The organism is Streptomyces sp. NPDC014889, assembly GCF_043081205.1.
Lineage (GTDB): Bacteria > Actinomycetota > Actinomycetes > Streptomycetales > Streptomycetaceae > Streptomyces.
Genome location: NZ_JBIBWH010000026.1, coordinates 30,928 through 44,570, shown reverse-complemented (window position 1 = coordinate 44,570; position 13,643 = coordinate 30,928). Strand labels below are relative to the sequence as shown.

Here is a 13,643-nt window from a genome sequence, read left to right as displayed (position 1 = left end):
CGACCGTGTGAGGTCATGGTGCGGCCGATGGGGTTCCCGCACTGAACCCGGCGATGACAGGGGACGCCGCCCGGCGGCGGATGCCGTCGGGCGGCGCCTGGGGACGGGCGGGCCTCAGCCGTGGTTCCTGGGGTACATGAAGCCGACCTGGATCTCGTCGATCTGGAGTTGCTTGTAGAACTTGGACACGGTGGGCTCGGCCCAGGTGTCGGCGACGTCGAGCCTGAGGTAGCGGGTCTTCAGGACCGGGCCGCCGGGCTCGCCGAGGTCGATGAAGCGGACGCCGCGGGCGCTCTCGAGGACGCCTTCCTTCACCTGTCGCCAGTGGACGCCGTCAGCGCTCGCGGAGACCGAGTAGTTCTTGATGCGTGCGGAGTCCTCCTTGCGGCCGAAGGTCTCCCGGTTGTGGGTCGGGGACCACTCGCGCTGGTTGACGGCGAGGTAGGCGGCCTTGCGCTCCTCGCCGAGGTCGAGGGTGAAGGAGACGGGCAGCTTGCCCTTGTTGTCGGTGTAGGTGGTGAAGTCGCCGTCGGTCAGGGCCGGGGCGTCGGCTGTGACGGTGCCCGAGGGGTAGACGCCCTGGCGGTGACTGGTGGTCTCGACCTTGAAGACGGTGTCGTACGGGTCCCAGTCCTGGACCGACCGGATCGTGAGGGTGCCGTCGTGCTGGTCGAAGGGGATGTTCTTGCCGGTGCGCAGGTCGGTGATCCCCTTGACGCGGTGGCCGTTGTCCCGGATCTTCACCTGATCGCCCGTGGTGGGGCGGGTGGTGACGTGGATGTACTGGGTGGTGTCCGGGTGGGCGCGGCTGACGGTGACGTAGCCGTACGCGCCGTCGTTCCAGGCGCCCGGCTGCATGCCGCCGTACATGAAGCCGCCGCCGTCCACGCCGTGCAGGGACTCCCAGATGGGCGGGAGGTAGTCCTTCATCAAGTTGATGAACTTCTCCTGCCGCGGTGGGAACCTGCCGTCGACCATGGCGGTGAAGTCCATCAAAGACCGGACGGAGTTGCCTGCGTTGGCGATGTATCGGTCGACGTTGAGGTCGGTGGTGACGGGCTGGTCCTTGCCGTCGTACCACCAGGAGCCGGAGTCCGGGACCTTGTAGCAGGACTCGGCGAGCCGCGGCATCGGGGTCCAGATCGCCGAGGGCTGGTCGTAGGCCGGGGTCATCCCGGTCTTCTGCTCGTGGGACACCATGTCCATGATCGGGGTGTCCTCGTTGTTGTTGCTGAGCGTCATGTCCGGACGCGTCTCGTAGATCTTCTCGTACAGGTTGTTCTGCATCCAGTACTCGTTGTTGTTGTCGATCCAGAAGCCCGCGAGTTTCGGGTAGTTGTGCATGACCTCGAAGAAGTTCTCGTAGGAGAACTCACCGAAGCCGGGGCGGGTGGTGAGGTCGACGTCGCGGCCCTTGTAGGCGGAGTAGGCGGCCGAGTCGAGGGTCTCGATGCCCTGTTCGCCGTGCCACTTGGGGTCGTCGGTCATGTAGAGAATGGTCTTGAGGCCCTTGGCCTCGGCGGCGTCGATCAGCTCACCGAGGATGTCCCGCTTGGTGGAGCAGGAGCCGGGGATCTTCGACGGCCAGGGGCGGGCGTAGCCGAGGCGGGAGTGGAAGGTGGCGAGGACGATGTAGCTCGCCTTGATCTTCTTCGCCTCGTCGATCCAGTAGTCGGGGGTCCAGCCGCCGTCGGTGACGGCCTCCTCCCACGACTCGCACGTGTAGTGCTTGGGCGCGGTGAACATGCCCCAGTGCAGGAAGAGTCCCGCGGTGGCGTTGCGGAGCATGTTCTGGCGGGGCGGATAGGCGGGCGCTGCGGCAGATTCCGGAGCTGCGGGGGCGGCGTTCTGGGCCTGGGCTGCCGGGGTGGCGGTCAGGGCGAGCCCGGCGAGCAGGGAGAGTACGGCCGCCCACAGCGCTCCGGTCCTGCGCCGGCCGGTGCGGGTTCTGGTACCGCTCACCTGATGCGATCCGGTGGGGACGGTGCGATTCACGCGGTCACCTCTGTTCCGTTGACGAACACTTTCCTCAGGACCAGATCCGGGGCGGACCGAATGATGTTCGGGTTCGCCATGTCGGTGAAGTCGCAATGCTCGATGTGGATGCCGAGGAACGGGTCGGAGTCCAGTCCCTCCAGGTTGATGGCGCGACGGGCGCCGTCATGGACCATGTGCTCCACGCGGACGTTGCGGATGACCGCTGGGCGGTCGCCGGTCTGGTTCGAGTAGCGGGTGGTCAGATAGATGCAGTCGCGGTCGATCTGCCGCCCTTGGAACCGGCGCACGTACACGCCGTCTATGGCACCGCCCCGTTTCTTGTTGGTCTTCAGGAAGACGGGGTGGCGGGGGTTGTAACGGCCGGGGAAGTCGAGGGGGTTGATCCTGCAGTCCTCGGCGAAGATGTCGTACGCCCCGCCGGACATCTCGCTGCCGACCGCGAGTCCGCCCCACCGACCGGAGAACACACAGTTCTGGATGACGATGTTCCGGCTCGGTACGCCGACGCGAAGTCCGTCCTCGTCGCGCCCCGACTTGACGGCGATGGAGTCGTCCTCGGTGTGGAAGCGGCAGCCGGTGATGTGGACGTCGGTGCAGGACTCGGGGTCGCAGCCGTCGCTGTTGGCGATGCGGCCGATCACGTCGACGTCCTTGACCAGGACGTTGGTGCACAGCACCGGGTGCAGGGTCCACATGGCGGGTTCGAGGAAGGTGACACCCTCGATGAGGATGTTCCGGCAGCGGTAGAACTGCACCATGCTGGGACGCAGGTAGTGGCCCTCACCGAAGACGCGCTGGTCGACCGGGACGCCCTCCTCGCCCATGCGGCGCAGTTCTGCTTGGTCGACGGGGGCGCCGCCGCCGGGGTCGCGCCAGCTCTTCCAGGGCCCGGTCATGCCTTGTCCGTCGAGGGCGCCGGTGCCGGTGATCGCGAAGTCACGCTGGTCGAGGGCGTAGACGAAGGGCGAGTAGTTCCAGCACTCCGTGCCCTCCCAGCGGGTGAGTACGACGGGCAGGTATTCGGCCGGGTCGGTGCTGAACAGGACGGTGCCGGTGACGTGCAGGTCGACGCCGCTGCGCAGATGGATCGCGCCGGTGAGGAAGCGGCCCTCGGGTACGTCGACATGGCCGCCGCCGGCCCGGTGGCAGGCGTCGATGGCGCGCCGGATCGCCTCCGTGTTCTTGGTGGTGCCGTCGCCCACGGCGCCGAAGTCGCGGATGTCGAAGCGGCGGCGGGGGAAGCGGGGCGGACGGATGCGGGCGAGGATCCTCGGGACCCTCTCCCAGGGGTCGCGCGCCAGGTCACGCACGGTGCGGTCGGCGGCGGCCAGGGCCGCCCCGGGCAGCAGAGGGGGCAGCGCGGCGGCGGCCGTGAGGGCTCCGGCGGCCCGCAGCAGGGCGCGGCGTGTGGGGCTCATCGTCGCACCTCGACTCCGTTGACGGTGACCCGCTCGAATGTCAGGTCGTCCGTGAAAGCCGTGCTGTCCGGTTGGCGCACGCCGGTGAAGTCGCAGTCGGCGAGGTGGACTCCGCGCAGGTGGTCGGTCTCGAGGCCGACGAGTCCGAGGACGGAACGGGCGCCGTCGAGCCGGGTCTCGCGCACGGTGATGTCGCTGACGGCGACGGGCAGGGTGCCGCCCTCGCCGCCGTTGTAGTCCATCGTCACGTAGACGGCCTCCCGTTCGACGGCCTGTCCGGTGAAACGGCGGATGTGCACGCCCTCGACGTAACTTCCGCGCTTCTTGCTCGCCTTGATGTACACCGGGTACTTCACGGGGTAACGGCCTGGGAAATCCGGTGAATTGATGACACAGCGCTCGGCGAAGACGTTCCGCACACCACCGGACATCTCGCTGCCGACGGTCAGGCCGCCCCAGCGGCCGGAGAACATGCAGTCCTGGACGACGATGTTCTCGCTGGGGATGCCGACCCGGTGGCCGTCCTCGTCGCGTCCCGACTTGACGGCGACGCAGTCGTCGTTGGTGTTGAAGCGGCAGCCCGTGATGTGGACGTCGCGGCTGGCCTCGGGGTCGCAGCCGTCGGTGTTGTACAGGCTGCTGTCGACGGTGATGCCGCGCACCGTCACATTGGAGGAGAGCACCGGGTGCACGGTCCACATGGGCGGGTCGATCAGGGTGACGTCGCTGACCAGGACGTTCTGGCAGCGGTGGAACTGCACCATCTGGGGCCGCAGATGGTGGCCGGCGCCGAAGACCCGGTCCTCCACGGGGGTGCCCGAACTGCCCATCTTCCGTAGGAGCTTCTGGTCCGGACTCTGCAGTCCGCCGGTGCGATACCAGCTTTCCCAAGGGCCGAGCCGGGCTTGTCCGTCGAGAACGCCGCCACCGGTGACGGCGACGTTCCGCTGCCCGGAGGCGTAGATGAACGGCGAGTAGTTCCAGCACTCGGTGCCCTCCCAGCGGGTGAGCACGGCGGGTAGGAAGTCGGCGGGGTCAGGGCTGAAGGCGATCACAGCGCCCTCGGCCACATGGAGGTCCACGCCGCTGAGCAGCCGGATCGCTCCTGTCAGGTACCTGCCATTCTGGGCGACGACGTGGCCGCCGCCCGCGTGGTGCGCGGCCGCGATCGCGCGCCGGAAGGCACCGGTGCACAGGGTCGTCCCGTCGGCGACGGCGCCGTAGTCACGGACGTCGAACCAACGGCTCGGGAAGTGCGGCGGGTGGATACGGGCAAGGATGCGGGGGACCTGACGCCAGGGGTCGTCCCGGCCGACGGGCACGGCGTCGGGGTGCGCGGCGGCTGCCCGGCCGGGCAGCGCCACCGCCATGGCGGCCGAGAGGCCGGCCGCCTTGAGGGTCGTTCGTCTGGACAAGGGCGCGTACAACGACGGTCACCTTCCTTGGAACGTGTGGAGGGATGTCAGTGCGGGATGCTGTTTGTCCACGCGGCCCAGTCGTCGTCCTGGCCGCGGGTCACCAACTGGGGCGGATCGACGAAGCGTTGCACGACGGGCTCACCCCTTTCATCGGATGTATTTCGGTCGGGCGCTCCACAGGCGCAGAGAACAGTGACGAGTGCAACACCGCCGACGACCCAGCACGACAGCGTTCGGAGTGAAGCCGGATGCCTGGCTGAGGGGCGAACACAGCGGCTCCTGCGGGCGTCGGCGGGGGCATTTCCGATAGGATGAGGAGCTCCCTCGATCCGCGTGCTCGAACAAGGTCCTGCGATACATCGGATCTGTCAAGGCAGTACACCCAGACCAGATCACTCAATTCACGAATCACGAGGTCAGCGGGGAACGTCTCGGATCGCCGGATCAGGCCGCGCGCAGGTGGACCAGCGCCGCGCTCTGGGGGGCCCGCGCAGGACCCGGTAGCCCAAGTGCCCCCAACGCCGCACCGGATGCCTGAATGCCCGCAACCTCCCAGGTCACCGACGGGTGGGGCGGAGCGACAAGCGAGGCGCGGTAGCTCCGGTCCGGGTCGAGTCCCGGGATGCGGAGCCGCGGTGGCACCGGCACGATCTCGTCGATCTGGGCGTAGGAGAAGAGCGCCTCCGACCGGTCCCGAGAGACGACTCCATGCGCGAGCAGACCGTCGGGCAGCTCGACACGTGTCAAGCGGCCCGTGTGCAGGAGCGCGCGGTGGCGCTTGTAGAGGTCGATCCAGCACGCGAGGCGGTCCAGTTCGTGGGTCGGCACCTTCGTGAGGTCCCACTGGATGCCGAACTGGCCGAAGAATGCCGTGGCTGCGCGCAGGTCCAGGGTGCTGGTTCGGCCGGTCTGGTGGGAGACCGGCGCGGTGACGTGGGCGCCCAGGTACTCCAACGGGGCCAGCTGGGCGGTCCAGTGCTGGATCGGCTGGCGGGACAGTGGATCAGTGGCGTCGGAGGTCCAGGCGCTCTGGACCCGCGCCAGCACGTCCAGGTCGATTCTGCCGCCTCCCGAGGCACAGCTCTCCCACGAGACGGCGGGATGGCGGCGAGCCAGCTCGTCGAGGAGCTCGCGGAAGGCAAGGGTCTGCCGCCGTGACGCAGGACGGCCGGAGTCGCGCGAGCCGCCGCAGTCGATCTGGTCGCGGTTGTGGTCCCACTTGACGAAGTCGATCCGGTGCGCCGCCACCAGGCGGTCGAACGCGTCGAGCAGGTGTGCCCGTACGTCCTCGCGGCTGAGGTCGAGCAGGTAGCAGTTGCGTTCCAGCACGGGCGACCGGTCGCCCGTCCGCAGGATCCAGTCGGGATGGGCGCGGTAGACCGCCGAGGTCGGGTTGACGGCCTCCGGCTCCCACCAGAGGCCGAATTCCATCCCTTTCCCGTGCACCCGGTCCACGAGCGGTGCCAGCCCGTCCGGCCACACCGCGGGGTCCGGGGTCCAGTCGCCCAGGCCGTCGTCGAGGGAAGTGCGGCCCACGAACCACCCGTCGTCGAGCACGAAACGCTCGGCGCCCAGCCTGGCCGAGATGTCGACCAGCGCGGTCAACGTGTCGATATCCTGGTCGAGGTAGACCGCCTCCCACGGGTTGAACATGACGGGTGCGGGTGGGGACGGATGGGCCGCGAGTGACCGGACGTACTGATGTGTCGCATCCGCCAGGCCGTCGAGCCCGCACGCGGACGCGGTCACGTGCACCCAGGGCATGGCGTATGTCTCGCCCTCAGCGAGGACCAACTCGCCCGGGTGCAGCAACTCGCCGGCTCTGACGACGGCGACGCCGGAGCTGAGCTGCTCGACGGCATACCGGTGGTTGCCGCTCCAGGCGAGGTGGACGCCGAGCACCTCACCGTCGCCGTAACCGAAGCCAGGGGTACCGACCACGATCAGACCGGTGCCGTCGAGGATGCGCATGCCGCGGCGGTGCTCCCGGACCCACTGCCCGTCCGCGAGAGCACGGCGCTGGGGCTGCCGCTCGCGGCCCCAGCGCCCGGTGAAGTCGAGGATCTCGCCCGCGCCGGTCGGAACGGGGATGACCACGTCGAGCGCGTCAACGACGTAGGGACCGGCGCCGGCGTTGGTCAGCAGGTGCCGGAGGCGGAGCCCTCCCCCCGGGACGGCTTCGGCCTCGAAGCGCAGTCCGAGTCCTGCTGCCTCGTCGGTGGCCTCGACCACGAGCGAGTCGTCGGCACACCCCACGGAACCAGGACCGAACGCGGTGGACCAGTCGCTCCCGGGGCCTTCGGGGCCCACCCGGTGGCCGAGCAGCGCAGGCCGTCCCAGGTAGCCTCGCGCGTGCTCCGGGAGCACGCTGACCGGTGAGCCGATCAGCCAGGAGTTCCAGGCCGTGGTCTCGACCGAGGCTGGGATCGTCAGGGAGCGGACGTCCGTCGCCGCCAAGGAAAGCCCCACCCACCCGATGTCGGGCAAGCCGTCCGCCCGCGGCAGCAGGACCATCGTCGTGGTCTCGGTCCCGCCGAGACCGGAGAGGGACACGGGGGCGGTGGGCGCGGGCACGGCGACGCGTCCGGGCTCGATCATTCGGTGACTCCTTGATGCGGTGAGAGGAGCGGATCAGGTGTGCACAGCGAGCAGGCGCGCCTTGAGATCATCGAGGGCCAACCGGGCAGCGCCGAGGGCGACGGACTCGTCGCCGAGCAGGGACACGCGGAACTCCGGCGAGTTGAGGGAGGTCGCGGCCAAGTGCCGCTGGAACGGACCGGCGAGAACGTCCCCAGCGCGGGACAGACCGCCGCCGAGCACGACGAGGTCGGGGTCGACGGCGTGGACCAGGGTGGAAGCGCCCAGGGCGAGGGCCGTGGCGACGCGGTCGACGGTGCGCACCGCAGTGCGGTCTCCGTTCGCGGCCGCTTCGAAGAGCGCCCGGACGTCGTCGCCTGTGGCCTCCTCGGCGGTCGAGCCCGCGAGCTTGCGGCTCTCGTGGTGGAGCTTCGTCATCGCGTCGGCCCACCCCAGGATCTTCATGGCGCCGACGGACGCCGCCAGGCCGTGGCGTCCGTTGTGGATCTGCCCGCCGATGACGATCGCGGCCCCGAGGCGGTGGCCGGCGTGCATGTAGACAAGGTCGCGTGCCTCGGTAGCGGCGCCCTGCCACTGCTCGGCCACCGCCGCGAGGTGGATGTCGTTGGAGACCAGCACGTCGCGCTTGAAGCGCCCCGACACTTCCGAGACCACGTCGATCTCGTCGAAGCCCGGCAGCGAGTAGACGTCGAGGTCCTGGCCCGCAGGAACTGTGCGGATGTCCCTGACCTCCGAGCCATTGGCCGCCACGCCGGTAATGCCACAAGCCACCGAGCGGACGTGCTCCCAGCTCGTCCCGGTCTGCCGAACGGTCGCCTCCATCAGACGCGCCGCAGCCCCGATGCGCCCAGCCGGTCTGAGACCAGGATCCACGCTGCGCCTGCGCACAGCCACGACATCCCCGCGCAGGTTGCTGATGACCACGGCCACCTTGTGGGCGCCGATGTCGACTCCGACGACGGCGAAGTTCTCGGCCACGACCTCGTAGCGCCGGGCCGGCCGCCCCGCGGGCCGCTCGCCGTTCGGACGCCCGACCACCTCACGAACGAAGCCCTGGTCCAGTAGCGTCGCCAGCAGTTCCTCGGCGGTGGGGCGGGAGACTCCGACGATCGAACGCACGTCGCGGACCGTCAGCGACGGGGTGTCGAGAAAGGCCCGCACCGCGGCTGCGAGGTTGAGCTTGCGCAGCAGACCGGCATCGCCTGCACGGCCGGCGGGAGCCGCTGCGCCCCGGGTTTCACGTGTGTCTTGACTCACAGCGCCACGCTATCTAGATTGACGCCCCACCGGCAATATTGCCAAGAAAGTTACTTTACCTAATTCTGGCCGAGCGACATCCCTGGTGGGTTCGACCAGCAAGGAGGCCTCAATGGGCAAGCGGACCAACTGCGTCGCGATGGCCGGGGCACTGGGCCTGGTCGTACTGACGGGCTGTGCCGTCGGGGGCGGGAACACGGATGGGAACGAAGCGGGCGGCGCCGTGACGCTGAACCTGCTCACCTTCGAGACCCCCAACCTCACCGCCAAGTACTGGGACGACATCATCGCCAAGACCAGTGCCAAGGTGCCGGGGGTGAAGATCAAGAAGCTCGTCGCGCCCAGTGCCGAGCAGCGCAACGAGTACGCGCGCCAACTGGACTCGACCGGCGCACTGCCCGACATCATGGTCGCGATCGACCCTGCCGGACTGGCACAGGCGGGCAAGCTCGCTCAGTTCAGCCGGAAGGAACTGGCGGACTGGGTCACCCCGACCGCGAACAGCTTCGACGGCAAGATCTACCAGCTGCCCACCAACACGCAGAGCTGGCAGATCTACTACCGAAAGGCGGACTTCGAGAAGGCGGGCATCACCAGACCTCCGAAGACATGGAACGACCTGCTCGCCGCGGTCGGAAAGCTCAAGGCGTCGCAGATCACGCCGTTCGTCATCGGCAGCGGTGCACCGGACGGCCTCGGCCCGCGGTGGACCTTCTCCCAACTGATGGCCACCGAGGTCTACGCCAAGGACCCGAAGTGGCTCGACAAACTGGTCGCCGGCAAGACGGATTTCAGCGACCCTCTGTTCGTCGAAGCGGCGACCAAGATGAAGGCACTGGCGGGCAAGAAGAACGTCGACAACCTGTCGGCCACCTACGCACAGGCGCAGGACGCTTTCCTCGCGGGCAAGGGCGCCATGTACCCGATGGGTTCGTGGTTCGCGGCAGCCCCGGACAAGGCGCAGCAGAAGCAGATCGGGGCCTTCCCCATGCCCACGCAGGACGGCTCGCTCGTCGTGCCCGCGTTCACCGGTGGCGGACTCTCGGTGAGTGCCAAGGCCCACGATGTCGCGAAGGCCAAGCGGTGGGCCATCGAGTTCTCCAAGCTGAACGCCGACGGCGGGGCGCGCTACGACGGCTTGTTCATCGCCCTCAAGGGCTACAAGCCGCCGGCCGGCCTCCCGCCCCTGTACAACGAGACCCTCGATCTCTACAAGAACGCGCAGTCCAGCGGGACGGTGACGCCGAACTTCGGCGACGAGAGCGGCATCCCGGCCCTGCCGTCCGGCTTCATGCCTGCGGTCGACGCCGGGCTGAACGATCTCCTCAACGACCGCTCGGACGTGGGCAAGTTCGTCACGACGCTGAACACCAAGTTCAAGGAGCTCGCGAAGTGACGCACACCACGCGCACCCGGACGGGGGTGGTTGCCACTGGAGGAATCTCGCCGGCTGGTCAGCCCACTGCTGCCTCGTCCGGGCGCACGGGTGGGCCGAGCAGGCGCCGCACCTGGACGTGGCCGTCGGCGGGAGCCTTCGTCGTCTTCGTCCTGCCGACCCTCACGGTCTTTACCGCGATGGTCCTGGCTCCCATCCTGTGGACCCTCTACATCGGGATGACCGATGAGCGCGCCACCCGATCGAAGACCTCGTTCGTCGGCCTGGACAACTACGGTCACCTCCTCGGGGACGAGGGGTTCCGGCACTCCCTGTGGAACACCGCTGTGATCACAGTGATCGTGGTGCTGCTGACGAACCTGCTCGGTCTCGCAATCGCCCTGCTGCTGCGCCGGCAGGGCCGGCTCTACAGCCTTCTCCGCAGCGTCTACTTCACACCAGTGATTCTCTCCGCCGTGGTGGTGTCGGTGATCGGGCGCTCGATCCTGGCGGACGACGGCCTGCTGAACAGCACGCTCGTCTCGATGGGGATCGAGAACCCGCCAGGCTGGCTCACAGATCCGTCGTACGCGATCTACTCCGTCTCCGGGATCATGGTCTGGCAGATGCTCGGCTTCGCCATCGTGGTCTATCTCGCTGCGCTCGCGGGAATCCCCACCGAACTCGAGGAGGCCGCGAGCCTCGACGGCGCCGGACCCTGGCAACAGTTCCGCGCCATCACCTGGCCGATGCTCGCGCCCGCGTTGACGATCAACACCGTCATGCTGATGATCAGCACGTTCAAGGTCTACGACCAGATCGCCGTGCTCACCAACGGCGGCCCCGGCACGGGCGGCACGGCCACCGTCGCCTTCGACGTGATCCGCACCGCCTTCTCCGAGCAACGCCCAGGAATGGCGTCCGCGATGGCCGGGATCATGCTCGTCCTCGTCTCGGCCGCGAGCGTGACCACGCTGAAGCTCCTGCAACGCAGAGAGGTGGACCTGTGAACCCCCGAACGCCGTGGGCACGCCCGCTGCTGGCCACCAGCGTGGCCGCCGTCTTCTGCCTACCGCTCTATGTGGCGCTGGTCAACGTCTTCAAACCCAGCTCCGAGGTCGTCGCATCGCCGCTGGCGCTCCCGGTTCCGCCGACCCTCGACAACCTCGAGCACGTGCTGACCCGGCCGGATGGACTGTTCTGGTACGGCCTCGCCAACTCCATCATCCTGACCACAGCATCGATCCTCATCACCACCGTGCTGGCCGCGATGTCGGCGTACCACCTCGTGCGGTCGGGCCGCTGGTGGAGCCGTGCCGTCCTCGGCGTCATGCTGGCCGGCCTGATGATCCCGCCCGCCGTCATCATGCTGCCGATCACGCGGATCCTCGACGCCATCGGGCTGATGCACACGATGCCGGGCGCCGTGCTGGTCAACGTCGGGTACTACCTGCCGTTCGCCGTGTTCGTCTTCATGGGCTTCATCCGCTCGATCCCGTGCGAGCTCGAAGAGGCCGCGGCGGTCGACGGTGCCGGGCGGTTCCGGACCTTCTGGCAGGTGGTCTTCCCACTCCTGCGACCGGCCTCGGCCAGCGTGCTGATCTTCCTCGGGGTCTGGGTCTGGAACGACTTCCTCACACCGCTGCTCGTCCTGGGCCCCGGAGCCGGGAACACCGTGACGGTCGGGATATTCCGCTCCATCGGCCCCTACCAGCAGGACTTCGGCGCGGTGTTCGCCTTCATGCTGCTGGCCACACTGCCCGTACTGGCCTTCTACCTCGCGTTTCAGAAGCAGTTCGTGCGCGGCCTGACCGGTGGCGCCACGAAGGGCTGAGCCGGTGGTTTGCATTCGGATGTGGATGTCGTGGGGTTCTTGAGGACGCTGTTGAACGCCTCGCTCACGGCGCTGACGCCCCTATAGTTCGTCAAGCTGCTCCGGCGGTTTCTGGGCGGGCTTTGATCATCTGGTCGGCTGGTGGAAGCGCATCCGGACGATGACGATCCGGTAGAGCGCGGAGTTCAGCTGCCGGTGGCCGCCGTGGTTGAGCCTGTGGCGGTCGGTCCTGCCCGAGGAAGCCGGGACGGGGAGCAGCCGGTGGCCTTCGCGGCCGTGTCCTGGGCGATCTTGGTATGGCGGATCATCTCCACCGTGCCCTCAGCACTCTTCGGGGTCACGGTCGCGGTGCCGGCCAGCACCGCCCGGGCGGCGTTCTCCGCGTCGATGGGGTCGGACTTGCGGCGCTGGCGTCGCACCCTGCGGTCGGGGCGGCCAGGCGGCGGATCAGTTCAACCTTCGTTCACGGCGTTCATTCATCCGATGTATAATCGCGGTCGCAGCATGAGGAGGTCACCACTGTGCCGGTCACCGACGAGGCGATCGAGAAGATCAAGGCGATGATCGTCGAAGGCGAGCTGCGCCCGGGGCAGCGGCTGCCCAAGGAGGCTGAGCTGGCCGAGCGGCTGGGGCTGTCGCGCAACTCCCTGCGGGAGGCGGTCAAGGCGCTCTCGCTGATACGAGTGCTGGACGTGCGCCAGGGCGACGGGACGTACGTGACCAGCCTGGAGCCCGACCTGCTGCTGGACGCGCTCGGCTTCGTCGTCGACTTCCATCAGGACGACACGGTGCTGGACTTCCTCCAGGTTCGCCGGATCCTGGAGCCGGCCGCCGCGGCCATGGCGGCGGCGGTGATGCTGGACGAAGGTGTCGCCGCGCTGGAGGAGGTGCTCGACCGTCTTCCGCGGGAGCCCTCGCTGGAGGAACTCATTGCCAACGACCTCGAGTTCCACCGCCTGATCGCCTCCGGCTCCGGTAACCCGGTACTCTGCTCGCTGATCGACGGAATCTCCGGGCCTACCGCCCGGGCGCGGATCTGGCGAGGGCTGACCGAAGAGGGTGCGGTGCAGCGCACCCGCGACCAGCACCGGGCGATCTGCGAGGCCATCGCCGCCCGGAACCCCGAGCTGGCCCGGTCCTGGATGACGGTGCACGTCGCCGGCGTCGAACAGTGGCTGCACGGCACCCTCGGCGGGAGCACGTCCGCGTTCTGACGGCGCGTCACTACTACTGCTTCCCTGATTCCTGTGTCAGACCTTGCGGGTGTCGGCCCAGGGCTTCGGCAAAGTTGCTCGAGGTCCAACCCGTGATCATGTGAGTCCGAGGCGGGTGAGCGGCCGGCGGACGTCGCGGGCGTTGCGCCGAAGGGCGGAAGCGATGCTGGTCTTGCCGCCATGCGAAGGGCGCCGATGGCGAGGTTGCGTCCAGGTCGCCACGGCGCGGGGTGCGGCGCCTGTCCGCAGATGGAAGGCGTCTTCGGCGAAGGTCACGTCGCGGATGTGGTGGAGTGACTCGATCTTCCAGTGATCGCGGATGAGTGAACCCCGCCAGGAGTGTCACGGTGGCGGCCGTGGCCGCGGTTCTGGAGGAGGGCTTCATGGTGCTGACCTCCTTGGCTGGGATGCCCGGTGCCCGCGCCGAGTTGGGCGGGCACCGGGGCGAAGGGCTGGCGCGGGGAGGGGGAGGATCCTCCCGGGGAAACTGGGCGGCGGGGCGGAGCGGCCTTTCTCCCGCCCTCACCCGGG

10 protein-coding genes are annotated in these 13,643 nt (G+C 68.4%); 4 read left to right on the top strand and 6 right to left on the bottom strand.

Features of this window, described 5'->3' with window-relative positions:
- Positions 1-114 precede the first annotated feature (114 nt).
- The 5 genes from ACF09J_RS34335 to ACF09J_RS34315 form a co-directional block, all read right to left on the bottom strand.
- Complete coding sequence (locus ACF09J_RS34335; RefSeq protein ID WP_392309381.1) at positions 115-1,962, bottom strand: alpha-L-fucosidase; 1,848 nt, start codon at positions 1,960-1,962, stop codon at positions 115-117.
- 29 nt (positions 1,963-1,991) lie between these two features.
- Entirely contained in the window at positions 1,992-3,416 is a 1,425-nt protein-coding gene (locus ACF09J_RS34330) for a glycoside hydrolase family 28 protein (RefSeq protein ID WP_392309380.1), read from the bottom strand.
- Positions 3,413-4,831 (bottom strand): glycoside hydrolase family 28 protein, encoded by a 1,419-nt coding sequence (locus tag ACF09J_RS34325; RefSeq protein WP_392309379.1) that lies wholly within the window; start codon positions 4,829-4,831, stop codon positions 3,413-3,415. The genes ACF09J_RS34330 and ACF09J_RS34325 overlap by 4 nt, the downstream gene beginning before the upstream one ends.
- A gap of 447 nt (positions 4,832-5,278) precedes the next feature.
- On the bottom strand, positions 5,279-7,432 hold the full coding sequence (locus ACF09J_RS34320) for an alpha-galactosidase (RefSeq protein ID WP_392309378.1): 2,154 nt from the start codon (positions 7,430-7,432) through the stop codon (positions 5,279-5,281).
- 33 nt (positions 7,433-7,465) lie between these two features.
- Positions 7,466-8,689, bottom strand: a complete 1,224-nt coding sequence (locus ACF09J_RS34315; protein WP_392309377.1) for an ROK family protein — start codon at positions 8,687-8,689, stop codon at positions 7,466-7,468.
- Positions 8,690-8,801: 112 nt separating this feature from the next.
- Here ACF09J_RS34315 and ACF09J_RS34310 point away from each other — a divergent pair, with 112 nt between their 5' ends.
- From ACF09J_RS34310 to ACF09J_RS34300, 3 genes are all read left to right on the top strand, one after another.
- Positions 8,802-10,085 carry an ABC transporter substrate-binding protein gene (locus tag ACF09J_RS34310; protein ID WP_392309376.1) on the top strand — a complete coding sequence of 428 codons (1,284 nt, stop codon included), beginning with the start codon at positions 8,802-8,804 and terminating at the stop codon, positions 10,083-10,085.
- Between the two features lie 179 nt (positions 10,086-10,264).
- Positions 10,265-11,074, top strand: coding sequence for a carbohydrate ABC transporter permease (locus ACF09J_RS34305; RefSeq protein ID WP_392309397.1), 810 nt, complete (start codon positions 10,265-10,267; stop codon positions 11,072-11,074).
- Entirely contained in the window at positions 11,071-11,898 is an 828-nt protein-coding gene (locus ACF09J_RS34300; protein ID WP_392309375.1) for a carbohydrate ABC transporter permease, read from the top strand. Before ACF09J_RS34305 ends, ACF09J_RS34300 begins: the two co-directional genes overlap by 4 nt.
- 126 nt (positions 11,899-12,024) lie before the next feature.
- Here the strand turns inward: ACF09J_RS34300 and ACF09J_RS34295 are convergent, their stop codons facing one another.
- Complete coding sequence (locus ACF09J_RS34295) at positions 12,025-12,156, bottom strand: transposase (RefSeq protein WP_392309396.1); 132 nt, start codon at positions 12,154-12,156, stop codon at positions 12,025-12,027.
- A 263-nt stretch (positions 12,157-12,419) separates the two neighbouring features.
- Here ACF09J_RS34295 and ACF09J_RS34290 point away from each other — a divergent pair, with 263 nt between their 5' ends.
- Entirely contained in the window at positions 12,420-13,112 is a 693-nt protein-coding gene (locus ACF09J_RS34290) for a FadR/GntR family transcriptional regulator (RefSeq protein WP_392309374.1), read from the top strand.
- The last annotated feature ends 531 nt before the right edge of the window (positions 13,113-13,643 follow it).

Coding starts and splice junctions, on each gene's coding strand:
- ACF09J_RS34330 (WP_392309380.1), bottom strand. CDS start 3,416: ATGAGCCCCACACGCCGCGCCCTGCTGCGGGCCGCCGGAGCCCTCACG.
- ACF09J_RS34320 (WP_392309378.1), bottom strand. CDS start 7,432: ATGATCGAGCCCGGACGCGTCGCCGTGCCCGCGCCCACCGCCCCCGTG.
- ACF09J_RS34305 (WP_392309397.1), top strand. CDS start 10,265: ATGGTCCTGGCTCCCATCCTGTGGACCCTCTACATCGGGATGACCGAT.
- ACF09J_RS34310 (WP_392309376.1), top strand. CDS start 8,802: ATGGGCAAGCGGACCAACTGCGTCGCGATGGCCGGGGCACTGGGCCTG.